Genomic DNA, 25,679 nt, shown 5'->3' with positions numbered 1-25,679 from the left:
TTTGTTGGCTGCACTCACTAGGCTAATTACCGGTTTGCATGATTTCGTTATATCGCTGTTGATCTTGGTACATTTGCAGATAAACCTGATATTTGGCTTGATGAAATAAAAATGTCTCTTTTTCCGGTTTAATCATGTTGCCGTCACGTACCATCGATTTCGCTGCTTGAGCGAAGTTTGCGAAGGAACCGCAAGCAACGGCACCAAGCAAAGCAGAGCCAAGATTGACAGCATCTTCTTCCTGAGTGAGATGGATTTCGCGCCCAGTGGCATTGGCATATTCACGTAACCATAGAGGGTTTTTGGTTGCGCCACCACACATAACCAGCCTGTTTATCTGGTGTCCCGCTTCTACTAATGCATCAATAATATGACGGGTACCGTAAGCGATAGATTGCAGTGTTGCCAAGTAATGACGGGCCAGATCATCACGACCATTTGCCAGCGTCAGTCCGCTTACCATTCCCTTGGCATTAGGGTTTGCCCTTGGTGAACGGTTGCCATGATGGTCACTTAAAATATGAAGCTGTGCGGTCGGGTATATTTCTTGTTTTTCTAACTGTGCAACCGCTTCATTCAGTAGCTGGTAGTAATGATGACCAGATTCCTCGGCTTCGGCTGCCAGCTCTGGCCAGCTATTGTGTTGACGAATTGACCATTCAACTAATGCTCCGGCGGCGCTTTGTCCACCTTCGTTGAGCCAGTAACCGGGTAGCATTGCGCCGAAATAGGGGCCCCAAACCCCTGGAACCATGACAGGATAAGGACTGACAATCATGTGGCAGTTTGAGGTACCGCTGATAATAACCAGGCTGCCCTCTGGATAAGCGCCAGCCAGTGCCAATCCGCCGGCATGAGCATCAATAATACCACCGGCGACGATGATTCCTGTGTGCAGCCCAAAATCTTTAGCCACCTCAGCAGTCAGGTAACCGGCTTTTTCGCCAAGTTCAATGATGGTAGACGGAACTTTATTTGTTAAATCTTCTAACCCCACATCATAGAGTAGTTTTTCGCTGAACTGTTTTTGATGCGCTAGATAGTTCCATTTGCAAGTGAGCGTGCAGATACTGGCTACATCAGCGGTAGTTGCTTTCCACACCAGAAAATCAGCTAAATCAAAGAAACGCCATATATCCTGATAACGTTGAGGAAAGTGGTTTTTTAACCATAAAATTTTCGGTAGTTCCATTTCAGGGCTGATTTCACCACCTACATAGCAGAGTGCAGGGTCATTGGTTTGATTTATCGTGATGGCTTCCTTGATGGCACGATGATCCATCCACATGATGATATCGTGTTCAGGGTTGCCATTTTCGGCCACAGAAAGAGTGCGTCCTTCTGCTGCTACCGCGACGAGTGAACAGGTGGCATCGAACCCGATTGATTTAACATCAATAGGATTAATATTTGCCAATGCAACAGCTTCTCTTACTGTTGCACAGACTTGCGCCCAGATGTCAGCAGAAGATTGTTCAACAAAATCAGCTTTTGGATGAAATTGCTGAATAGGACGAGCGGAGAATGCATGCCGTTTGCCGTATTGGTCAAAAACCGCAGTACGGACACTGGCGGAGCCAACATCAACACCAATGAAATATTGTTGTTCCACCATAAGGTTCTCTCCTTATTCATTAATCCAGGCTGATAAAATGAGTTGAGTGGAACAATAAAACAATGAGGTTATTCAATTATTGTGAAGCGGCTCGAAAAAGATTCGGTGGTTTTATGACAATAGAAAAATATTACATATATTTTCTATTGTTCTTTTGATTGATGTAATAAATACATTTCGGATAGTGGTTTGTTTAAAAGGAAAAACATGATAGGTAGAGCGCGCAAGATATTCTCAGAAAAATCGCTGATAATTTCTACTCAGTGATTTGTTTGTTAAAAAATCGCTTTTAAAAATAATATTAATCAGTTCATTAATTAACAAAAAACGGAGTATAAAGAATAATATTTTGTTTTAATTGGTTTAAATAATTAAATATTCCAGTAAATTATTTTGATTAAGAGAGCGGTTTATACCTAAACATTTTTTAATGTATTGGGCGTGATAAATTTTTGAACATTCTGACCTTAAAATTCTATCAAGTGATATCACTCACAAGTATCAAATCTTTTTCCATTTTTACGAAATTTTTTCTCGCATATTTTCTATAAATATTCTTTATTAAGTTGCTGCGAATCTGTTGTTATTTTGTTATGAAATGTCCGAGGGAATATATGGGATTAATCACAGAATGGCTGAGTGCTATTAACGGGGTAGTATTGGGAGTACCGATGATGGTCGGTCTTTTGGGGGTTGGGTTGTTCATGCAGCTCCGCCTCTCTTTTCTGCCTATACGTAAATTGGGAACGGGTTTTAAATTACTATTTGAGCGTAATCATCAGCGGGGAGAAGGGCAGATATCGCCATTTAACGCACTGATGACTGCGCTTTCTGCCACCATAGGAACGGGTAATATCGCTGGCGTGGCTACCGCAGTTGTATTGGGTGGTCCAGGTGCGCTGTTTTGGATGTGGATAACTGCATTAGTGGGCATGGCAACCAAATATTCAGAAGCGGTACTGGCAGTCCGTTTCCGTGAAGTTGACAAAAACGGTCACTATGTTGGTGGCCCCATGTATTACATAAAAAACGGTTTAGGCAAAAAGTGGGCTTGGTTGGGGACGTTGTTTGCGGTATTTGGCAGTATTGCTTGTTTCGGTATTGGTAATACCGTACAGGCGAATTCTGTTGCTGATGTGCTGCAAAGTAACTTTGGCGTTTCTACCATGGTAACGGCCATCGTATTGGCAATTCTAGTTGGTGCAGTGCTTATCGGGGGTATTAAACGTATTGCTGATGTAGCAGGTAAATTAGTGCCATTTATGACGGTTGCCTATCTTGCTGCCGGGATTATTGTTTTGGGGATGAATTTCAGTGAAATTCCCGCTGCATTTGTTCTGATTGTTAAATCTGCATTTACACCTGTTGCGGCACAAGGTGGCTTTGCGGGCGCAGCAGTGTGGGCAGCAATTCGTTTTGGTGTAGCTCGTGGTATTTTCTCTAATGAAGCGGGATTGGGAAGCGCGCCAATTGCTCATGCAACAGCTAAAACTCAAAACCCGATTCGCCAAGGGTTGATCGCTATGCTAGGTACTTTCATCGACACCATTATTGTTTGTTCCATCACTGGTTTAACTATCGTCATTACTGGTGGTTGGTTGAACGGTCAGACAGGGGCGACACTGACAGCGACTTCTTTCGCGATGGCAATTCCAGGTGGCAACTATATTGTCGCGGGTGCTTTAGTCATATTTGCCTTTACCACAATTCTTGGCTGGAGTTTCTACGGTGAAAAATGTACTCAGTATCTATTTGGGCAAAAAGCCATTACACCTTTCCGTGTAGTCTGGATTATTGCTTTGATGGTAGGTGCTACTCAGTCATTGGATTTTGTCTGGTTATTGGCAGATACATTGAATGCGATGATGGCAATACCGAACCTGATTGCATTAGCATTGTTAAGCCCGGTTGTTTATCGGTTGACGAAAGAACATATTAAAGATGTGAATGCGGATAGTGTTGATATTAAATAAAAAATTTGAATAAAAGCCTTCCGTTTGGAAGGCTTTTCTCATTACCGATTGAGATTATTCTTCACTGGTTTTGATATAGATGTTTTTGACCTGAGTGTAAGCATCCAACATCATTTTGTGTGTTTCTCTGCCAATGCCTGATTTTTTGTAGCCACCAAATGGGGCGTGAGCGGGCAGTTCATGGTAAGTATTAATCCACATACGGCCGGTTCTGACAGCTTTAGCTACGCGTAGTGCTCGGTCGATATCCTGTGTCCAGACAGCACCGGCTAGGCCATAATCAGAATCATTTGCCATTCTGATCACATCTTCTTCTTCGCTGAATGGAATCACTGCCAATACAGGGCCAAAAATCTCTTCGCGCGCGACGCGCATGTCATTAGTGACATCGGTAATGATGGTTGGTTGGATAAAGAAACCATCATCATAACCTTCTCCGGTAATGCGTTTACCGCCCGTGAAAATGGTTGCACCCTCTTTTTTCGCAATTTCCACGTATTCGAGAATTTTTTCCATTTGTTCCTGGCTGACTTGGCTTCCCATCTGAGTTTCTTTTTCCAATGGATCACCAACCTGGATGGATTCGAATTCTGCTTTCAGCGATTTGAGGAATTCATCATGAATATCTTTATGCAGGAACAACCGGGAACCTGATTCACACGCTTGACCCTGATTCAGCAAAATAGCTCTGGCCGCATATTTTACTGCTTTTTTCATATTGGCATCAGGGAAGATAATATTGGCTGATTTACCACCAAGCTCCAGTGTTGCAGGGATCAGCTTTTTGGCTGCGGCTTCGGCCACGGTATAACCGACTCTGGTGGAACCAGTGAATGCCACTTTTTCGACATCTTCATGATCCAGAATGGCTTGACCAACGACTGAACCACGACCTGTAACAATGTTAACCACCCCGGCTGGCAGGACTTTATCCAATATTCTGCCCAATTCAAGCAGAGTGATTGATGTCAGTGTTGCCGGGTTAATAACAATGGTATTGCCCGCTGCAAGAGCAGGAGCCAGTTTCCATGCTGCCATCAGTAGTGGGAAATTCCAGGGAATTACCTGTCCGACAACACCAATGGGTTCACGGATCACCAAGCTAAGTGTATTGGTATCCAGAACTGAAGCTTCATCGGTATGGGAACGGATCACACCCGCGAAATAGCGGAACTGGTCAATGCTGGCGGGTAGATCCATATTCAGGGATTCATGCAATGGTTTGCCAGTATCCAGTGATTCAAGGATGGCAAAACGTTTTTGTTCTGCTTCTAGTAAGTCAGCAATTTTCAGCAAAGCTGATTGTCTTTCGATTGCGGAGGTTTGACTCCAGGCGTGGAAGGCTTTTTTTGCAGCGCTGACAGCAAGATCGACATCTTCAGCATTACCGGATGCATATTCAGCCAGGAGTTCTCCTGTCGCCGGGTTATAACTTTTGGTCGTTGTTTTGGATACACTATCTACCCATTGCCCACCAATAAGCATTTTGTAGGATTCAACGGGCAACATCTCTTTCTCAATATCGTGTAATCGTTTCATTAACATACTCCGAGTACTTTGGTTTAAGAATAGTTACATCGAAAATCTATTTCGTTGGGTTATTTTATTTTTCATTTTTGTTAGTAAAGAACGAATGATTCTCTACATATCATGTATATACCCGTTATCTTTCAAGTTGCCTCTTTGTTGGCTGCACTCACTCACCCCGGTCACATCGTTATCTATGCTCCCGGGGATTCGTTCCCTTGCCGTCGCGATGCATCTTGAAATCCATAAGGTATAGACTGATTTCTGTACCTTGCCTGTGCACATAATTTATTGATAATAATGATCCTATATTATGGAATCGATATTTAGTTAGCAGGTTTTATATAGTTTCATTATGTGAATATATTTTTGCTTTATATTTATGACTTAATCGAATTTATCTTGTCGTGTTTTATGTTTTTTTAGCATCAACTATAGTAGATGACAAAATAATAGATGTCTATTAGCATGTTATATAAAATATTAGGTATATTAACGAACGGAAATTATAAGTAAAGGGTGCAATTAAATATCCGTTGGAATATACCAACGGATTGAAAGTTAATATTATTTTGCTGTGATCCAGAATACTCCATTACCATCAAGGGCGGTAAAAGTTTTATGCAGATATAGGCTGTCAGCTTGTGGATCGATATCTTCAAATAACTTCGGATGCAGGAATTTAGCAATGATCTCAACAGCAATGATGTTAAACGGCGTATCGTGATATTGGTGGTACAGTGCTATTACTTGCTTTTCGCGAAAGGCTCTTAATACGCTTAATTTGGGGCGTGTCAGTAATTTTTTCAGTCGTTCCTGCGACTGTTTCAAATCGCCGGTGTAACCTAATGGCACAGAGAAGCTTCCAGAGCGAACTTTATCCCAATCTGCGGCGGTCATCAGATAAAATTCAGGATTACTGACGATTAATTGTTTATCGTTTACCTCACCATCTATACCTGAAAACCAGCGAGCACCGAGGTTATCACCTCCTGCGGCAGTAACAAACTCACCAAAATTGCCATTTCCGAAAGTTTTACAGCAATGTTCCGCACCTAACATACCTGCATGGCGTTCGATAAACACCGGAGGGCGTTGTTCTTTACCTAGCGTGCCAACGCGTTGATTAATGATTTTCATCCTCTCTTGATAAAACTCAATAAATTTTTGTGCATTTTCTTCTTCGTTGAATACCTTTCCAAGTAAAATCATACTTGGAATCGTATTTGTTAGCGGATATTGACGGAAATCGATAAAGATAACCGGGATGCCCGCTTTTTCCAGTAACATGATGGTTCCACTATCATTGAGCTTGGTTTGAAGACCAATATCAAAAATAACCAGATCGGGTTTATAAGTCAGCGTTTTTTCGATGCTAAAATTGTTTTGATAAGGGTTAGGGAATACCGGAATATCCCGCAATTGCGGGAAATCTTTCTCATAAGCAGTTGCCAAATCTGGAGATTTAATTTCTAGTGCATTATCCCAGGCGACAATACCTTTAAGCGGATTATCAGGGTGAAGAATATTCAGGGCAATCAATACCCGGCTGTCAGCCAGCATAACCCGATTGACTGGCACGTCAACTTTAACTTTCCGGCCAGCAACATCCTTGACTATAATGACTTTTGCTTGCGCAAAGACAGGCAGTAATATCAATATGGCAGTCAGAATATATTTTGCAGTGCAGTGGATGATTGCCATTATTTCTCCTTGGTTTTCGGTGCTGGTTTTTAAATGGTTAAGCGAGGCGATAAACGCAAGTATGATCTCATCTAATTGTGATGGTTCCAACTACATTATTGGTCTGAATATCGGTAGTTACTGTGGTCGTATCTGGATCTGTCATGTTGTTGGTCGGTCGAGTGTTTTAAGCATCTGGTCGATTTGGCAGAAAGTCGTTTTTTATGTTGTTGAAGAAATAACAAGTGATCGTATTCTGGCATCGTAGCAGCTAACCACCAGGATAATTATTCTGGAATAACATGATGAGAAATTTCATTTTATTTGCTATTTTTTATCAATTTGGCTAATTATATACCCTATGGATTTCAAGAATGGATCGCGACGGCAAGGGAGTGAATCCCCGAGAGCATAGCGAACTATGTGACCGGGGTGAGTGAGTGCAGCCAACAAAGAAGCAACTTGAAAGATAACGGGTATATACCCTATGGATTTCAAGATGCATCGCGGCGGCAAGGGAGCGAATCCCTGGGAGCATAGATAACTATGTGACCGGGGTGAGTGAGTGCAGCCAACAAAGAAGCAACTTGAAAGATGACGGGTATAAACGGTTTATTGTTTCTGCTTCTGTTATTATTCCCTTATTTAATATTCTGTGGGGGATGAATATGAAAAGATTGTTAGTAATTTGTTTGTTAGGATGTGTATTAGCTGGTTGTGATAGCCAACCTAAAATGGATGCTTCTAATGAAATCGCGTTGAAAGCATCCATTGAAAAAGTGAGAGATAGGCTATCTGATGATAAAAAAGTGAAGTTTGATGAATCAATTCAATCGGCTATGTTTAATAGTATCGATTTTAATGATTTGGTTAAATCAGGTTCTAATGGTGACATGAAAGAATCGAAACAAAAATTTTATAAATTGCTGGATGGTAAAACGGCTGACCAATTGATTGCTGAAGTTGAAAAAATTGAGTCTAAGAGATCAAAAAATGAATAATTCCTTCATGGGATTATTCTCATTAAACGGCAAAAGGTAGAAATCTATGCCGTTTTTTTATTATCATCATAAACTTAAATGAAACTTAAACAGAACTTAAACAAACTAACTTTCAATTTTGAATTATTACCACTTTTGTTTACAATGTGCGCCGCATTCTAAGTGCAGTATCTCGTTAGGCGAGGCTCCTATACAAACACAGGTTGCTGATCTGACGACGTCGAGAGACGCCCAAGATTAGGACAGGATATATCGAACCAAGGTATATCCCCATGTAACTTTCTGATAATTCAGGATACGTTGTATAGTGCTAAAACCGAGACGTAGAGATAGTCATTGTATTCTCTCATCTGGTTTCGCCCCTATGTGAGTGCTGTTTGAAGTTCACAACAGTAATAGGGACCAACATCATGAAAATCACATCCCATGAAAAAATGGATGCATTAGCGATTGCTAATCATTCTATTAATGCAATAAATGCTGATCAGCAGCGGAAACATCGATTGAAAAATGAAGAGACAACGGTCAGCGCATATATGAGCCAATGTTTCATTTCTGTCTCTGTTGCTGATTCTGTTTTGTCGGTAAAAAGTCATTTAATTGATCAGCTTGAAGGTGAACAGATCCCAACTTACTTATATGTTATTGATGCTGAAGGCTATCTTAATGGCATATTACCGGTGAAAGTGTTATTAACTGTAGCCGATGATTTATTTGTGTCAGATATTATGAGGCAAAGCTATTTTTCCGTATCACCGGAACAGTCGCGCCATGATGTTTATAATTTGATAAATCACAGTGGCATGGATAGTGTCCCGGTTACTCATTTTGGCAAATTGGTTGGGGTACTACGACCGCAAGATATTGCTGAGTTGATTGAAGATGAAAATACGTTGGATGCTCATTTGCAGGGGGCAACTTTACCTCTGGAGCAGCCTTATCTGAGTACCAGCCCAATAACATTATGGCGTAAGCGTGTCGGGTGGTTATTATTGTTATTTGTTGCAGAAGCTTATACCGGTGCTGTGCTTAAAGCATTTGAAGATCAATTGGAAGCGGTAATTTCTCTCGCATTTTTCATTCCGTTATTAATAGGAACGGGGGGCAACAGCGGGACGCAAATTACCTCAACTTTGGTCAGAGCAATGGCATTGGGGGAAGTGAGTTTGCGTAATCTATGTGCTGTGTTACGTAAAGAGATTTCCGCTTCATTTTTAGTTGCAATAACGATAGGTTTTGCCGCGCTTATCCGTGCCTGGATATTAGGTGTCGGTATTGAAGTGACGATTGCTGTTAGTTTGGCCATCATTGCAATCACCCTCTGGAGTGCCATTGTTTCTTCCATTATTCCAATGGTATTGAAAAGGCTATCTGTTGATCCGGCTGTTGTATCTGCTCCTTTTATTGCCACGTTTATTGATGGTACAGGCCTGATTATCTATTTCGAAATAGCGAAATTAGTGATGACAGAACTCGTTTAAAATTACCAATAAGATGCCCATACTTATTGGGTATCTTATTGATTTAACTGCTATTTTTATATATTTTTATCTTTGGTGGTAATTGGAAATTCTTGGTTTTCTGTTAATATTGTTAAATGAAATAGTGTTTTTTAATATCTTTTTATTAGGGGTAAAAATAGTATTTTTATTTAAATTAACTTAATGTTTTTATATATTTAATATCGGATTTTATTATCAATAAATATGAATTAAATGAATTGATTTAATATGGTAAAAATATATATTAAAAATAATTTAATAAAATAAGTTATTTTCTATTTTAATGAGTTAATTTATTTAATTTGCAATTAATCGATATTGTTTTGATATGTTTTCAAATGGTTTATTTTTTAATTTAAAATTTATTTGTGGTGGTGGAATAGGTGTTTTTTGTTATATTGAATATGCCTGAGGTTTTAATAAAATTCTATTGTACCTCAGGCATGATTAGTGACGCGCGTCATAAGGACAACTGCGTCCGTAGAAGAATCCCTTTAAGTTAATAAAAATTTCTCAGGGATATAGTGATAAAGACTATTGACTCGACAATATTCTTCTAATTGAAGAGTGGAGTTAATGTTTATTTTATGATATATCTTGGTCATATGATTTTCAATTACACTAGAATCAAGATTCAATATTATTCCAATTTGTTTTCTTGTGTATTTCTGTAAGAAAAGGAAAATAATATCCCATTCACGTTCAGTAAAAAGATCTGTCGGTGGTTGGAGTAAAATGGATGAGGGAAGTTTATTATGATATTGATACAGGTGGTTTAATGAATAGTCCTTCGCTTTCCAGCAATGATATATAACGCCTATACAACTTCCATCTTCATGATAAAAAGGCATCTTTTCACAAAAATAAGATGATAGAATTTGCTCTTTACCAAATACATGTGTTTCAAGTGAGCATATATTTTTCCCTGTTTTCATTACTTTTTGATCATGATGAATATATTCCTTTGCAAATTCAGCGCCGTCCCAAGGGAGTTCATGATCATAAGTCCCATTGAAATCAAATGATTGTGATAAATTTTTGATAGAACTTAACGCTTTATTACCATAAATAAAACATGAAGAACTATCTTTTACTCCCCAAGGTTCATTACTTATTTCCATTGTATTGATAATCTGAGGTGATATCGTACAGTTCTTCATAAAGACTCCTTGATAATTTGAAGGTTAAATAAACGTTTTACTTTTGGATTCCCTAGTGTTTTCTGGGATATAGCAATAAAATTAACTTTTTTCATAAGAATTTTCTAGTTTTATATGTTATGGCAGACCGAATTGTTGTTTATTATTTAATTTGTTGTTTTAATTTCCTGTTTATCATGTTTAAAACAACGGGTTATATGGTAATACTGGATAATCTGTTAGTTCAAAAGTACATTTTATGTTCTCAATGATATTATCGTTGTGAAATAATTCTTCCGGTTTATCGATTTATTATTATCTAAATATTCAGCAGGCCATATTAAAGAACGGCTATGAAAAACAGCTCTGCTAAATAATCTTCCATATTGAATACCTACCTATTTTTAATAATAATTTTTTATTATAGGCGAATTAAGTGTAATGTTTAAATAGGACTAGTTACTTAATCATAACCTTAAATTTCCGGTGTTTTAGAGAAACCGGAACATTTTATACGAGTTCCACTTACTTTATCTTCAAAATTTTTTTGATATCTGGCAATGGATTATAAGCAAGATCAGAAATCGATACATAAGTCACATTTTCACATTTCATGAAACCGGTTACATGAACAGCAAACTCATCTCACATTTCATTTGAAATAATGGAGAACTGGCAGCAGAAAAGCTCTTAGACAGCGACATCGGCTTTACTGCGGCAGTAACATTCAATGATGTTATGGCTGCCGGTATGATGCGCTCCCTACATCAACGGAAAATCAAATTACCGGAACAACTGTCGATTGTTGGGTTTGATGATATTGTCCCGGCCCGATATCTTTATCCTCCCTTAACTACCGTACATAATCCAATAGAACGAATGGCTCAGCGGGCGGCTAATCTGGCATTGCAACTCAGTGCCAAAAAAGAAATAACGCCACAGATGAATATGTTCTCAGCCGAACTCGTTATCAGAGATTCCGTTTTTTTAATCGAGTAATGAAAAGCGTCGTAATAAGCGTAAAAGCGATATACAGATCACATTTCACATCTTATGAAACCAATTACATGAACAAGTAATATCTGTCACATTTCATTCAAAATAAATTCATTATTCTATTCTGTTTCAACAACCCATCTGAAACTGGAGTTTTAATATGGATGACAAGAAAAAGCTTAATTTGGGACTCGCTATACTGCCAATCGCAGCAATGCTCTTATTGTTAGTTATTGGATATGGTCAACTGAATTTACGCATCGAATCCCTATTACTGATATCAGCAGCAATAGCAGCTACCTTGGCATATTGGCAAGGTTATCGTTGGAATGACATTATCGATGCTATTGTGGCAAAGCTGGCTAAAGCGATGCCGGTGATCATGATACTGATTTGCGTAGGCGGGCTAATTGGGACTTGGATGTTCAGCGGAACCATACCTTACATGATGTATTGGGGGTTAAAACTGATTAGCCCCCAATACATACTGATTGCGGCTTTCTTTATCACGAGCGTTATCTCGGTTTGTACCGGTACGTCATGGGGCTCGGCCGGAACAGCGGGGGTTGCTCTGATGGGCGTCGCTGCTGGCCTTGATGTATCTTTGGCCGCGGCAGCCGGAGCGGTTGTTTCAGGGGCGTATTTCGGCGATAAAATTTCACCGTTATCTGACTCGACTAACTTCGCCGCCATCGTTGCCGATACTGATCTTTACAGTCATGTTCAACATTTGATGTATACCACTATTCCCGGCTTTGTTTTAGCCGCTATTGTCTATTTTATTGTGGGTCATACAAGCTTAACAGGTAACGTGGCAACACCGGAAAAAGTTACAGAAATTGTGCAATCTCTTGAAAGCCTGTATCACTTCAATTTATTGCTGATTTTGCCACCGATATTGGTTTTATGGGGCGCAATAACAAAACGTCCGGTGATACCCGTCATGCTTGCTGCCTGTGCATTAGCTATTGTACTTGGCATAGGCTTCCAAGGGCTCACCCTTAAACAGGGCCTTAATGCGTTGATAGACGGTTTCAATCTCTCGATGTTCTCTGACCAGGGACACAACATTACCGGAGTTGTTAGCGATGTCTCCCGTCTGCTCAATCGTGGTGGAATGTTCTCGATGATGAGTACTATCCTGCTTGCATTTTGTGCATTCGCGTTCGCTGGTGCTTTAGCACTCACTGGTGCTTTGACCATCATCATTAACCGGCTTCTACAAGTTGTTCACACAACCGGGCAACTTATCGCTGCAACCTTGGCAACAACTATTCTGGTAACCGGCGCAACTTGCAATGGAAAGCTGGCTCTCCTCATCCCGGCGGAGCTATTCAAAGATGCTTATCGTCGCATGGGGCTGGATAATAAAAATCTGTCACGAACAATAGAAGATGGTTGTACCGTCATAGAACCGTTGATCCCCTGGACTGCCGCTGGCATTTATATGGCGACGACATTGGGTGTCAGTACGCTTGAGCTACTGCCTTGGGCTATCCAGTGCTATTCTGCCATCTTCTTTGCTCTCATTTATGGCTTTACTGGTTTCGGTATCGCAAAAATCACGCCGGAAAACTCCCTGAATAAAAAGGAAATCCAACGTGAAATTGCCTGATTTCAACCAGATAATCGATCGCCACAATACAAGCTCTGTGAAGTGGGACTTTTTAGGTCGTGATTTGTACTTAAATAAGACTGACCTGTTGCCAATGTGGGTATCTGATATTGATTTTCCATGCCCGGAAGCAGTGTTGCAAACACTCTACTCCCGAATTGAACATGGTATTTTTGGTTATAGCGAACGCGACGATCTCTATTATCAAGCAGCAATAGACTGGTTTTCAAGGCGTCATAAACTGACCTTGCACCGCGATTGGTTTACATCAATAGAAGGCGTCATACCCGGATTAGCTTTACTGATACAGATGCTCAGTAAACCGGGGGAAGGTGTCGTTGTGCAAGGGCCCTATTATGCTTCATTCGCCAAAATTATTACTATGAACGGCAGGATGGTGATTGAAAACCCGCTTCTTGAAAGTCTGGAAGGTTATAAAATTGATTATGATCATCTGGAACAGATATTGGAGCAACACAGACCGCCTCTGTTATTGTTATGTAACCCACATAATCCTACTGGTAGATGCTGGAATAGTGACGAACTGCTCCAGATATTAATGCGTTGTAAAAGGTACGGGACGACGGTAATTTCCGATGAAATTTGGGCTGATTTAATTTTACCGTGGGGAAAATTCACCTCAATACTGCATCTGGGGAGTGAATGGCATGACAATGTCATTGCCGCCACCTCAACAAGTAAGGCATTTGGACTTTCATCACTCCGTATCTCCAATTTTCTCATTCCCAATCCTGAACTTCGACGTGCCTTTATCGATCGGTTGAATGCGCATGGACTAGATGTATTCAATGTTCTATCGATGACTGCGGCTACCGCAGCATATCAACATGGGGACGTATGGCTTGATGAACTACAGTATTATCTGGCAGAAAACCGTTGTTGGTTTGAGCAGGCTTTAATGTCTGCTGTTCCTTGGTACCGAATGACCAAAGCGGAAGGTACATATCTGGCTTGGCTGGATTGTCGTGATTTAGGCTTGGATGATGACACTTTGCAACGGGCCTTATTACAAAAAGCCAAAATAGTCGTTTCAATGGGATCGAATTTTGGTAATCATGGGAAAGGATTTATCAGAATAAACTTAGGTTGTCCCCGCGAATATCTTGAAAAGGCAATCACTGGTTTAGTTCAGATAACATCATAAAATAAAAAGGTAAATAGCCCTGTATTAATTCTATGTTCATACCTGAAGCTTTCCACAAGAAAAGCTTCAGGTAATGAGTATCCTCTCATTGATTTTTATATGAGAAGTTCATATTAATTTTGAAAATGACAACTCATTTAAAATATCTACTCGGCCATATTTCGCAAGGATCACAATTTAAAGCGGCAGCAATAAGCCGTTCGCCTTTGGGCCACGGACGGTGCAGCGCATTACTTAAGGTAGATGATGCAAGCCCCGCCTTTCTTGAAATAGCAGATAACGATGTTCCCCGTTTTTTAAGTCCCGCAATAATATCTGCTGGGTGCCAGTCGTTTTTTACAATCATTCCTTTCTTCTCTCCTCAGTTTGGTTATTCAAGGTGCTATATTCATACTCTCTCTTCAATTTAATATTTTTATATTTCTACAGCTTTTTCCCTGAGTCCGCGCAGGCGCGGAATGTTAAAAAATAGCTGTACTAAGACATTAAACCCCGCCAAGTACAGCCAAATATTCTCCGAATAGAAAATTGTCTAACGACAAAAATGTTATTAAATGAACTCTGATTGTTCAAAATTGAACTTTAAATATTCAGAAATGTTCTTTTTAGATCACTAATATATTCAAAAAGTTTAGTTGTTTTTGGAAATGTTGTAACCGGATGAAATACTTTAATGAATGTCTTAAGCTTTTCAGTTACAGGAATGACACCAACTCAGTTAGCTCAGCGAATTAATAAGACCATTAATCTTAATGAATTGCGAAGTTATGTATGTTCAATTTTTTAAAAACTTCTTAACTAATAAAATAAATCATATAAATTATCATTGTTTAAAACAATAACCTTGTTTATATTTTATAGTACTTATAATGTTGTCGTAAAATTAATAAAAATACACTTTTTGGCTGGATGATTGTTGTGCTGTATTATATAGTTAAGCTGTCTCAGTTATAATTAAGGTAACAATTCATTCAGATAATGCTTTAATGATAACTCAGTAGTCACTATGTTAAATATAATAAAGGAACGATGACATGAATAATAAGTTAATCATTTCACCTCAAGTTATTAACACATTGGCAATCAGTAACGATCCTTGGGGAATAAAAGATAAAAATTCCTGTTTTATTTATGGCAATAAAGCGCTGAACTCCATCAAAGGTTTTTCTGATTCATTTGATTTCGAAGGGCTTTATGATGATGAGCTTCCTTGGGATGGTGCCGAGTTTGCAAAAGAATATATTCATCATGACCAAAAGGTAATGAAAGAAGAAAAATCATATGTTTCACTCGAAACCCATATTTGGGGAGAAATAAGAACCTTATCCTCCTATTTCTGTGAAAAACAACCTATTTATCATGAAAATGGTGATTGTCTTGGAATTATCTATCACTTGTGGAAAGCTCAAGATTATTCATTAACACGTTTATATCATGGAAAACTCCCCGCTTCCATTATATTTCAACCACCGACTCATTTATTTACCCAACGGGAATGGGATGTCATTTTTCTCTCTTTACATAAATATACCAGTAAACAAATTGGCAGAATATTAAATATTTCCTACCGTACTGTTGAACACTATACGGCACAAATATACAGAAAAGTTGGTGTTAGATCTGCTCGGCAATTGGAGGAATACTGTCGCTTTAATAATTATGATCTTTATGTACCAGAAAGATTTTTACGCCCTGAAAGCAGTATTTTTGTTTGAATCTCAAGTCTTGGCAATGTTCACAAGAGGAAATGGATGAACTGAGTTGTCGTTATGTATTATATTGATCGGAACAAGCGAACATGACCAGCACACTATGATCTTTTTTACTACCCGTTTAAGGAAGGACGGGGCAATCAATACCTGGCTAAACAAGATTGAACGCTTGTGGCAATTATTACATGAAACGGTAACACGAAATCATTGTTGTCAGTATATGTGGCAGTTGCTTGAAAAAGTGGAAATATTTTTGAATCCATTTTCCTATAGGAATAATAGAGAATAATAAAAGAGGGTGTGTCATAATTATGAAAAATTATTTAAAATTCAACAAAAATATTTTTAATTATTAAAACAATAAAGTTTTAAAAAAATAAACTAATGAAATTGAAATTAAATAAATATTTTTAATAAAATCAATTTTGGTGAAATAAACCAAGTATATTTTATTCTCCGCGATAACTAAAGGCGCGATAACTAAAAGAGATAATTATTATGGGCACTTTATTAAGCGAATCTATTCAGCAAATTGCTGAACAATTACGAAACTGGCGTCGCGATTTCCACCATTTTGCTGAATCAGGCTGGTTCGAATTCAGAACAGCAACGATTGTGGCGGATGAACTGCACCGTCTGGGTTATAGCCTGAAAATGGGAAAAGATGTTATCAAGGCTGATGCACGAATGGGCTTACCTTCAAAACAGGCATTACAAGCGCAAGAACAGCGTGCTATTAAACAGGGCGCTCTGACTGAATGGCTACCCCATTTTTCAGGCGGGTTTACTGGCATTGTCGCGACACTCGATACCGGAAAACTTGGACCAACCTTGGCTTTTCGGGTGGATATGGATGCGCTTGACCTGAATGAGGAACAAACTCACGAGCACCGCCCTTATGCTGAAGGCTTTTCCTCTTGTAATACACATATGATGCATGCCTGTGCTCATGATGGTCACACAGCGATTGGGTTAGGACTCGCTTGTATATTGAAAAAATATGAAAGCCAACTGACCGGAAAAATCAAACTGATTTTTCAGCCTGCGGAAGAAGGAACTCGTGGTGCAAAATCAATGGTTGAAGCGGGAGTTGTCGATGATGTTGATTTCTTTATCGCTATCCATATCGGTACTGGTGTACCTCAAGGCGAATTGGTCTGTGGGAGTAATAATTTTCTTGCTACCACCAAAATCGATGTTACTTATCGTGGTGTTGCCTCCCATTCTGGTGCAAAACCAGAAGCGGGAAAAAATGCACTGTTAGCCGCAGCTCAAGCAACCTTAGGACTGTATGCTATTTCTCACCATAGCGAAGGCAGCTCACGCATTAATGTCGGAGTGCTACAGGCAGGCATTGGCCGTAACGTTACTCCTGACTATGCATTAATGAAAGTGGAAACTTGCGGTGAAACTAATGAGATCAATGCATTTGTCTACCGTCAAGCTCTCAATATCATTGAAGGCGCGGCAAAAATGCAGGGGGTTGAATATGGAATACAGTTAATGGGAGCCGCTCAAAGTAGCCAGCCTAGCCCAGTATGGGTCGATTTCATTTATCAACAGGCTCAACAATATATCCCAGAGCTTTCATCTGTTGTCAAAAGCCGTCAGCAAGCTGCCGGATCTGAGGACGCGACCTATTTTATGGAACACGTCAAATCGAATGGTGGTCAAGCCACTTACCTTATTTTCGGTACAGCACTCAGCGCAGGTCATCATAATGAACGGTTTGACTTTGATGAAAACGTGATGACTACCGCAGTGAAAACATTAGCCACTATCGCCCTTAACCTGCCTGATTTCGGAGTTCATCACCATGAATAATTCGTTAACTGAATTCATCTATGAATACATTGAGCAACGCCAAAGTGATTTTATTCACCTTAGCGATAAGATTTGGGAACACCCTGAGACCCGCTTTGAAGAAACCTTTTCTGCGGAGCTGCTTGCAAGTGCGTTAGAAAATGAAGGGTTTGTTGTTCAGCGTGGGGTAGGCAATATTGAGACCGCGTTTATTGCCAGTTATGGCAGTGGATGCCCTGTGATTGCTTTACTTGGCGAGTATGATGCACTGGCTGGTTTAAGCCAAAAAGCGGGCTGTTGTGAACCTAATCCTGTGGTTAAAGACGGTCACGGGTGTGGGCATAATTTACTGGGGACAGCCGCACTTGCTGCTGCATTTACAGTGAAAGCCTGGCTGCAAAAAAATCGACAACCTGGAACTGTACGGTTTTATGGTTGCCCGGCGGAAGAAGGGGGTTCCGGTAAAACATTTATGGTCCGGGATGGTCTTTTTGATGATGTTGATGCAGCAATTACATGGCATCCTGAATCATTCAGTAGTGTATTTAATGTTCAGTCTCTGGCAAATATCCAAACAGCATTTCATTTCAAAGGGATTGCTTCACACGCCGCCAATTCTCCCCACCTAGGCAGGAGTGCTTTAGATGCTGTTAGTCTGATGAATGTGGGTGTTCAATTTCTTCGTGAACATATCATTCAGGAAGCACGAATTCATTATGCAGTGACTAATACCGGTGGTATGTCACCTAACGTTGTACAGGCTGATGCCGAAGTTTTATACCTTGTTCGCGCCCCACAACCGGATCAGACTCAAGATATTTATCAAAGAGTCATTGATATCGCTAAAGGTGCCGCCTTAATGACTGGCACGCGATTGAATATTCGTCTTGATAAGGCGTGTTCAAACTATATTCCTAACCGCACAATGGAAAGAGTGATGTATCAGTATATTCAAGCCTTTGGTATTCCTGAATATACTGATGAAGAACGCCAATTCGCCGAAAAAATTAATCAAACACTGACAAAAGATGATTTACACAATGCCAAACTCAATGCAGCGCGAACAGCAGGCGAAGAGGGTAAACGTTGGAGTGAGCGACAAGGGGAAAAAGCACTGACAGATGAAGTCTTACCCTATGTAGAATCACAAGAGTTAATGTATGGATCTACCGATGTCGGTGATGTTAGTTGGGTAACACCCACAGCGCAATGTTTCAGCCCCTGCTTCGCCTTTGGCACACCACTGCATACTTGGCAATTAGTCGCACAAGGGCGTTCATCCATTGCTCACAAAGGGATGTGTCTTGCCGGGAAAATTATGGCCGCCACCGCACTTAAATTATTAATAGACCCTGCTCTGCTAGCAGAGGTCCAGTCTGAGTTCAAACACCAACGGGATGAGCATCCCTATCAGTGTCCTATTCCGCCCGATATTAAACCATCACCTTTGAAATAACTTTGCTTCGATAAATACTGGCTTACTTACAGCGGCAAGCTAGCAGCTAGCGTTCAGTCATTTACATAATCAAAAAATAATAACGAGAGCAAACACAAAGGAAAAAATCATGAGTGAAACAACTATCTTTGTAAATAAGAGCCCAGGACGTATTCTTGGTTGGATCGAAAGAATTGGAAATAAAATTCCGAATCCTTTTATTTTATTTATCTATTTAATAGCTGTTTTAATGATAGCGACTGCTATTTTGTCTTGGTTTGACTTGGCCGTAAAAAACCCTACAAATGGAGAGTTCATTAGAGTTAAAAACTTACTTAGCGCCGAAGGATTACAGTGGATCCTGCCTAATATCGTTAAAAATTTCAGTAACTTCACACCACTTGGAGCAATATTAGCTTTGGTCATTGGTGCAGGGCTGGCAGAAAAAGTCGGTCTGTTACAAACCCTGATGTATAAAATGGCTTCTGGTATTAATAAACGTTACGCCAGCTATATGGTGCTATTTATTGCCTTTTTTAGCCATATTTCTTCGGATGCTGCACTCGTTGTCATGCCTCCATTAGGCGCGCTAATTTTTATTGCGGTTGGTCGCCACCCCGTTGCTGGCCTACTGGCTGCTATTGCTGGTGTTGCTTCAGGATTTACGGCGAACTTATTGATTGTCACTACCGATGTGCTGTTATCTGGTATCAGTACTGAGGCGGCTAGAATGCTTGATCCCAACTTACATGTCAGTGTCATCGATAACTGGTATTTTATGGCAACATCAGTGATTGTACTGACGATTGCAGGCGCTATCTTAACGGATAAATTTGTTGAGCCACGCCTTCCAGCATGGAAAGGAAGTCACAATGAGAAGTTAGCGAAGCTTACACCACAACAAAATCGTGGGCTGCTAATGAGCGGTCTATCTGCACTAATTTTCATCGGTATTGTTGCGTTGCTAGTTGTTCCCGAAAATGCATTACTGCGTGATCCACAGACTGGCTCAATCATTCCATCGCCATTCATAAAAGGGATCGTGCCAGTCATTATTTTGTTTTTCTTCGTGGTTTCGATTACATATGGCGTTTCCACAAAACAGATAAAAAAGTCTAATGATATTCCAGACTTACTCGTTGATCCCATGAAAAACATGGCTGGCTTCATTATAATGGTCTTCCCTCTGGCTCAATTTGTTGCCTTCTTTAACTGGAGCAACATGGGCAAATTTATGGCGGTAGGGCTAACCGATATGCTAGAAGCCTTGGGTATGACAGGTGTTCCTGCCTTCATTGGATTAATGTTTTTATCTGCCTTTTTGTGTATGTTCATCGCAAGTGGTTCTGCCATTTGGTCGATTCTGGCACCTATTTTTGTTCCCATGTTTGTCCTGCTTGGCTTTCACCCGGCCTTTGCACAGATCATCTTCCGTATTTCTGATTCCGCAGTATTACCGTTGGCACCGATGTCACCTTTTCTACCGCTTTTTTTGGGGTTTCTTCAACGGTACTATAAGGGGGCTCAGCTAGGTACTTATTACACGTTGGTATTACCTTATCCGCTGGTGTTTTTTGCCGTTTGGATATTGCTGCTTATAGGTTGGTATTTTGCTGGATTGCCCATTGGGCCAGGTATTTACCCTACATTGCTGTAACCACCATAAAGGAGGAAGAGTGGTGGTCGAATGAAAGCGTCATTAAATGCACTTTAAATGCACTTTCTATACCTGAACCCAACAGGGTGGCAAAAATGAATCGCTTTTTTGCCGATTGTTGAAATGTTTTTCTATACCCTATGGATTTCAAGATGCATCGCGACGGCAAGGGATATATTTATATTCAACCTTATTGAAGGTCATATATGAGTCAAATCACCCCTCAGTTAACAAATATGTGGGACAAAAGTCATGAATCATGGTTTGTAAAAGATAAGAAGCTTCGTTTTATATATGCCAATAAAGAATTTGTTAAATTAAGTAAGTTACCTGAAGACTCTGATATTCTGTTAAAGAATTATCGACGCCATTTAATTATCTTACTCACTTTTTTGAAGAACATGATCGTAAAGTCTTACAGTCTATGCAACGAGTATCATCTATTATTGTGGCTCATCTTAAAAGCAATGGTCAACAGCTTAATCCTTGTCTCTGTGAAAAATACCCATTGATGGATGAAAATAATCAATGTATTGGAATAATTTGTCACATTAAAAAAATAAATCATTTTTCAGTACATCATTATATTAAAAATGATACAACTATATCTGTTAAGCTTAGACCACCTAATAATATATTGACAGAAAAAGAATGGATAGTGATCTTTTTATTCTGCCGTGGAATCAGTAATCAATGTATCGCTAATGAAATGAAAATTTCATGTCGTACTTTGGAAAAATATTTCCAAAGTATCTATGAGAAATTATTAATCGGATCAATTATTGAGTTGAAACTGTTTTGCGAAAAAAATCATTATGATCTTTATATTCCACCAAAATACTTTAAATCTATGAGCCATTTTTTTCTGGATTAAGAGTGAACACTGGGAGCCTTAATAAATTATTATGTGCGTGCAATTTTTAACTGGAAAAATAAATCACTTAAATAATCTTCAATAAAAAACAATATTTTTTCTTATATTGTTTGGTATTTATAATACCATAATGAAATTAATAAACATACAGTCTTTGGCTGGATAATTGTTATGCTACATTATATAGTTAAATTATTTTGTGTATCATCAGAAAACAATTCATTCAGATAATGACTAAGAGCCTATCTCAATAGGCGTAATTGTTGCAGACAGTTTGAACACGGACAGCGCGGAAAAACCGGAGCTTACACGTAGTACGTGAGGATTTTGAGCACTGCCCAGGTTCAAAATGGCAAATAAAATAGCTCTATTGGGATAGGCAGTAAATGATAATTAAGGAGTTACTGTGTCAAATATAAGAAAAAAAACCAATCATATTACGCCACAATTAACGCTGATGTGGGATAAAAGCGATGAACCTTGGGGAGCCAGAGATCGCGAGTCAAGATTTATTTATGCTAACCCTGCTTTTTATCAACTGCTCAACCTTCCTGAATATTTCGATATTATAGGGCTATCTATGGGGGAATTATCCTTGCCTATTGCCGAATATGCAGAAGAATTCCATCGTCAGGACCAAAAAACCATTCAAACTATGCAACGCGTCACTTCACTGGAAACACATCAGTTTGGGGAGCATAACATTAAACAAACTTATATTTGTGATAAATTTCCACTTTATGATGAGAATAATGATTGCATTGGGATCTTCTTTCATATGTATAAAACTCAAGATTTTTCTGTTTCGTACTATTATGAAAAAACTCCTCCGGCAACACTGGCATTCACCCCACCTAATGACACACTGACGCAATTTGAATGGGAGGTTCTCTTTCTAACTCTGTGTTCATTAGATGAAGAGAAAATTAGTGAAGAATTAATGATAAGTTCCGAAGATGTGATTAATCATATCCAATCAATTTACCAAAAATTCAATTTGCCTTTACATGCAGAATTAAAAGATTTCTGTAAAGAAAATAAACTTGATCTTTATATTCCAGCAAGATTTGTCACTATTGGCAGTAGAGAGTTAAATTGATTATAAAATATCAAGAATCTAACTTTAAGGCTAGCGAAAAAAGGAGTAATAACATGGATAATAAACTAATTATTTCACCTCAAGTCATTAATACAATGAAGCAAAGTAATGAGCCTTGGGGGATCAAAGATAAAAATTCATGCTTTATTTATGGCAATAAGGCACTTAAACATCTTGAAAACCTTCCAGACTCATTTGATTACGAAGGGTGGTATGATTATGAACTTCCTTGGAGTGGCGCTGAGTTTGCAAAAGAATTCGTTCTTCATGATCAAAGTGTAATGAAGAGCGAAACAACAATATGTTCGCTTGAAACACATATGTATGGGAACGATAAATTCTTATCATCTCATTTTTGTGAAAAATACCCACTATATAATAATGAAAACGAATGTGTCGGAGTCATTTTCCACGGGTGGGAAGTCCAGGATTTTTCATTAACCCGTCTATTTTATGGAAAACTCCCTGCCTCCATTATATTTCAGCCACCGACTGATTTATTTACTCCGCGTGAATGGGATGTTGTTTTTCTCTCTTTACATAAATATACCAGTAAACAAATTGGCAGAATATTAAATATTTCCTACCGTACTGTTGAACACTATACAGCACAAATATACAGAAAGGTTGGTGTTAGGTCTGCTCAGCAATTGGAGGAATATTGTCGTTTTAATAATTATGATCTTTATGTACCAGAAAGATTTTTACATCCTGAAAGCAGTATTCTGGTTTGAGTCTCAAATTTTAGCGATGCTCACAAGAGGAAATAGACGAACTGAGTTATCGTTATATGCCGTATTTACCGGAAAAAGCGGGCATGATTTATTACGCAATAACCTCCTTTACTGTGCGTTTTAAGGAAGAAACGGCAGTAAATATCTTTTCTTACCGCCTAAGAACTATCTATACCCGTTATCCTTCAAGTTGCCTCTTTGTTGGCTGCACTCGCTCACCCCGGTCACATCGTTATCTATGCTCCCGGGGATTCGTTCCCTTGCCGTCGCGATGCATCTTGAAATTCATAGGGTATATTCGTATATCTATGATGAATGAGAAAAGAAGATATTTTATCATCACGAAAGCCTAAATTTTAAAAGCTACTGCCGTTTGTAATAAGACAAAAATGTGACGTAAATTAGCGCTCAGTTCTGCCAACCGAGCTAAAAGTCATCATCTGACATAATCATAAAAGGTAATTCATAATCACAAATTTACGATAATAATCACATTAAAAGTAATTTCATCCAGAAATTAAAAGATAAAAATGTGATAAGAATCACACAATAAAAATAAAACAATAAAATTAATTTGAAATTATTAATGTTGATTATTAAATGATTAATATTAATCTGTTTTTTATACAATCCTGTCACAAAATAATCACATTGGCCTGTTTTTTGCTTTGTCATATAACCTCTTGTTTTTGCTGCTATCTTGACCAACTCCCTATTTTAGTTGCCCGGTTGATAATCAACACTGAATATTGATCGCTAAGTTAAATTAGTGGTTAATGCTGTTTAAACATTGTGGAATAACAAGTCAATGAAAAGCAGTATTGTAGTATTAATAGTTTTTTGTATCCCAGTCTCAGGTAGTCAAGCCGCCGACATCGCAGATCAACAACTCATTCATCAACAGGCCCGCCAGCAAGCCCTGGAGGCGCAATTAGCCCCGCCGCCTGCGGAGGTTCACCTGTCGGTACCGGAAACGGCGGAGTCATCCGCCTTTGCGGTGGAAACCCCGTGTTTTCCTGTCACTCATGTCGTATTGGCAGGCACCGAAAATTTCCCGCACTGGCTACCGCTCCAGCGTGTCGCCCAACAGGGCGAAAACCATTGCCTGGGCGATAAAGGCATTAGCCGGCTGATAACCCAATTGCAAGATCAGCTCATTAATCACGGCTATGTCACCAGCCGGGTTCTGGTTCCTCCCCAGGATCTGCGTACCCAAACGCTAAAACTGGTGATGATACCGGGCAAAGTCCGGCATATCCGCTATACCCCTGACAGCGGGAAATATATCCAGCGGATAACCCCCTTTCCCGCGCGTGAAGGAAAATTACTGGATTTACGGGATATTGAGCAGGGATTGGAAAACCTGCAACGTTTCCCCACCGTGCAGGCGGATATGAACATTGTCCCGGCAGAGCAACCGGGGGAGAGCGATATTGTGCTGGACTGGCGTCAGTCCCGGCACTGGCGAGTCGCGACTTATCTGGATGATACCGGCTCCAAAAGCACCGGGCGTTATCAGGGCGGACTCACCTTTTTTCTGGATAACCCGCTGGCGCTCAGCGATCTGTTCTATCTCTCCGGTGGGCGCGATATTCATTCGTCTGCCGGGAAGGGCAGCCAAAACGACACACTCTATTACTCTCTGCCCTTCGGCTACTGGATGGCGAGCGTGACGGCCAGTCATTACGATTATACCCAGACGATAGCCGGGCTGAATCAAGCGATCCAATATCGGGGCAAAAGTCAAAACCTGGCGGTCCAGCTTAGCCGGGTGCTGCACCGTAATGCCGACCAGAAAACCCTGCTTAACGGTGAAATTTATCGTCGGGCGTCCCGCAATTTTATTGATAACACTGAAATCGACGTTCAGCGCCGGGAAACCGCGGGCTGGAAGCTGGGGCTGTCCCATCATCACTTTATCGGCAGCGCGACGCTGGATACTAAGGTGACTTACCAACAGGGCATGCGCTGGTTTGGCGCGCAACCCGCACCGGAAGAGTACCGCAATGAAGGGACCGCCTTGCCTAAAATCACCCAATTCTCGGCGACACTTGCCGGGCCGTTAACGCTGTTTTCTCAGCCCTTTTCTTATCAGACCCAATATCTGCGTCAGATAAGCGCCAGCCCATTGACGCCCCAGGATCGATTC

19 protein-coding genes, 2 pseudogenes and 1 riboswitch are annotated in these 25,679 nt (G+C 39.9%); of the genes and pseudogenes, 16 read left to right on the top strand and 5 right to left on the bottom strand.

All coding sequences use genetic code 11. The annotated features are described in order from the left end of the window. Nucleotides 1-22 precede the first annotated feature (22 nt). Complete coding sequence (locus tag SLS51_RS01150) at nt 23-1,612, bottom strand: FGGY-family carbohydrate kinase (protein WP_323835022.1); 1,590 nt, start codon at nt 1,610-1,612, stop codon at nt 23-25. Nucleotides 1,613-2,229: 617 nt separating this feature from the next. On the opposite strand from SLS51_RS01150, the gene SLS51_RS01145 reads away from it, so the two are divergent. Continuing rightward, a complete protein-coding gene (locus SLS51_RS01145; RefSeq protein WP_323834723.1) occupies nt 2,230-3,588 on the top strand; it encodes an alanine/glycine:cation symporter family protein in 1,359 nt (452 codons plus the stop codon). Nucleotides 3,589-3,642: 54 nt separating this feature from the next. Here SLS51_RS01145 and SLS51_RS01140 read toward each other — a convergent pair whose 3' ends face one another. Both SLS51_RS01140 and SLS51_RS01135 read right to left on the bottom strand, forming a co-directional pair. Further along, entirely contained in the window at nt 3,643-5,127 is a 1,485-nt protein-coding gene (locus tag SLS51_RS01140) for an aldehyde dehydrogenase family protein (protein ID WP_323834721.1), read from the bottom strand. 555 nt (nt 5,128-5,682) lie between these two features. Continuing rightward, entirely contained in the window at nt 5,683-6,819 is a 1,137-nt protein-coding gene (locus tag SLS51_RS01135) for an ABC transporter substrate-binding protein (RefSeq protein ID WP_323834719.1), read from the bottom strand. Between SLS51_RS01135 and SLS51_RS01130 the strand changes: the two genes are divergently transcribed. The 3 genes from SLS51_RS01130 (at nt 6,809) to SLS51_RS01120 (ending at nt 9,280) form a co-directional block, all read left to right on the top strand. Next, nucleotides 6,809-7,066 carry a hypothetical protein gene (locus SLS51_RS01130; RefSeq protein WP_323834717.1) on the top strand — a complete coding sequence of 86 codons (258 nt, stop codon included), beginning with the start codon at nt 6,809-6,811 and terminating at the stop codon, nt 7,064-7,066. The two genes, SLS51_RS01135 and SLS51_RS01130, sit on opposite strands and share 11 nt — an antisense overlap. 280 nt (nt 7,067-7,346) lie before the next feature. Then, entirely contained in the window at nt 7,347-7,799 is a 453-nt protein-coding gene (locus SLS51_RS01125; RefSeq protein ID WP_323834715.1) for a DUF6694 family lipoprotein, read from the top strand. A gap of 164 nt (nt 7,800-7,963) precedes the next feature. Then, nucleotides 7,964-8,135: riboswitch (M-box (ykoK) riboswitch) on the top strand. Between the two features lie 74 nt (nt 8,136-8,209). Further along, nucleotides 8,210-9,280 carry a magnesium transporter gene (locus SLS51_RS01120; protein ID WP_323834713.1) on the top strand — a complete coding sequence of 357 codons (1,071 nt, stop codon included), beginning with the start codon at nt 8,210-8,212 and terminating at the stop codon, nt 9,278-9,280. Nucleotides 9,281-9,795: 515 nt separating this feature from the next. On the opposite strand, the gene SLS51_RS01115 is transcribed toward SLS51_RS01120, so the two are convergent. Then, the gene (locus SLS51_RS01115) at nt 9,796-10,461 is read right to left on the bottom strand and encodes a PAS domain-containing protein (protein WP_323834711.1); all 666 of its coding nucleotides are present in this window, start codon (nt 10,459-10,461) and stop codon (nt 9,796-9,798) included. Between the two features lie 645 nt (nt 10,462-11,106). Between SLS51_RS01115 and SLS51_RS01110 the strand changes: the two are divergent. From SLS51_RS01110 to SLS51_RS01100, 3 genes and pseudogenes are all read left to right on the top strand, one after another. Beyond that, nucleotides 11,107-11,439, top strand: a pseudogene (locus tag SLS51_RS01110) (substrate-binding domain-containing protein); the annotation flags it as partial. A gap of 157 nt (nt 11,440-11,596) precedes the next feature. Continuing rightward, a complete protein-coding gene (gene nhaC / locus SLS51_RS01105; RefSeq protein WP_323834709.1) occupies nt 11,597-13,051 on the top strand; it encodes a Na+/H+ antiporter NhaC in 1,455 nt (484 codons plus the stop codon). Continuing rightward, the gene (locus SLS51_RS01100; protein WP_323834707.1) at nt 13,038-14,216 is read left to right on the top strand and encodes a MalY/PatB family protein; all 1,179 of its coding nucleotides are present in this window, start codon (nt 13,038-13,040) and stop codon (nt 14,214-14,216) included. Before nhaC ends, SLS51_RS01100 begins: the two co-directional genes overlap by 14 nt. 133 nt (nt 14,217-14,349) lie before the next feature. On the opposite strand, the gene SLS51_RS01095 is transcribed toward SLS51_RS01100, so the two are convergent. Beyond that, entirely contained in the window at nt 14,350-14,559 is a 210-nt protein-coding gene (locus tag SLS51_RS01095; RefSeq protein ID WP_323835020.1) for a helix-turn-helix domain-containing protein, read from the bottom strand. 691 nt (nt 14,560-15,250) lie between these two features. Between SLS51_RS01095 and SLS51_RS01090 the strand changes: the two genes are divergently transcribed. The 9 genes and pseudogenes from SLS51_RS01090 to SLS51_RS01050 all read left to right on the top strand — a co-directional run. Next, a complete protein-coding gene (locus SLS51_RS01090) occupies nt 15,251-15,931 on the top strand; it encodes a helix-turn-helix transcriptional regulator (protein WP_112872152.1) in 681 nt (226 codons plus the stop codon). Nucleotides 15,932-16,076: 145 nt separating this feature from the next. Beyond that, nucleotides 16,077-16,217 (top strand): annotated as a pseudogene (locus SLS51_RS01085) (IS630 family transposase); the annotation flags it as partial. A gap of 209 nt (nt 16,218-16,426) precedes the next feature. Further along, complete coding sequence (locus tag SLS51_RS01080; RefSeq protein ID WP_323834703.1) at nt 16,427-17,752, top strand: amidohydrolase; 1,326 nt, start codon at nt 16,427-16,429, stop codon at nt 17,750-17,752. Continuing rightward, nucleotides 17,745-19,187, top strand: a complete 1,443-nt coding sequence (locus SLS51_RS01075) for a M20 family metallopeptidase (RefSeq protein ID WP_323834701.1) — start codon at nt 17,745-17,747, stop codon at nt 19,185-19,187. Before SLS51_RS01080 ends, SLS51_RS01075 begins: the two co-directional genes overlap by 8 nt. A 109-nt stretch (nt 19,188-19,296) precedes the next feature. After that, nucleotides 19,297-20,823 carry a p-aminobenzoyl-glutamate transporter gene (abgT, locus tag SLS51_RS01070; RefSeq protein ID WP_323834699.1) on the top strand — a complete coding sequence of 509 codons (1,527 nt, stop codon included), beginning with the start codon at nt 19,297-19,299 and terminating at the stop codon, nt 20,821-20,823. A gap of 424 nt (nt 20,824-21,247) precedes the next feature. Next, complete coding sequence (locus SLS51_RS01065; RefSeq protein ID WP_323834697.1) at nt 21,248-21,697, top strand: helix-turn-helix transcriptional regulator; 450 nt, start codon at nt 21,248-21,250, stop codon at nt 21,695-21,697. A gap of 406 nt (nt 21,698-22,103) precedes the next feature. Further along, nucleotides 22,104-22,796 (top strand): PAS domain-containing protein, encoded by a 693-nt coding sequence (locus SLS51_RS01060; protein ID WP_109791787.1) that lies wholly within the window; start codon nt 22,104-22,106, stop codon nt 22,794-22,796. A 53-nt stretch (nt 22,797-22,849) separates the two neighbouring features. After that, entirely contained in the window at nt 22,850-23,530 is a 681-nt protein-coding gene (locus SLS51_RS01055; protein WP_323834691.1) for a helix-turn-helix transcriptional regulator, read from the top strand. A gap of 808 nt (nt 23,531-24,338) precedes the next feature. Beyond that, on the top strand, nt 24,339-25,679 hold a 1,341-nt coding region (locus SLS51_RS01050), incomplete at its 3' end, for a ShlB/FhaC/HecB family hemolysin secretion/activation protein (RefSeq protein ID WP_323834689.1).

It is taken from the genome of Photorhabdus africana (assembly GCF_035181445.1).
GTDB classification, from domain to species: Bacteria; Pseudomonadota; Gammaproteobacteria; order Enterobacterales; family Enterobacteriaceae; genus Photorhabdus; species Photorhabdus laumondii.
The sequence above is the reverse complement of the archived record's forward strand: the minus strand, read 5'-3'. Positions and strand labels throughout refer to the sequence as shown.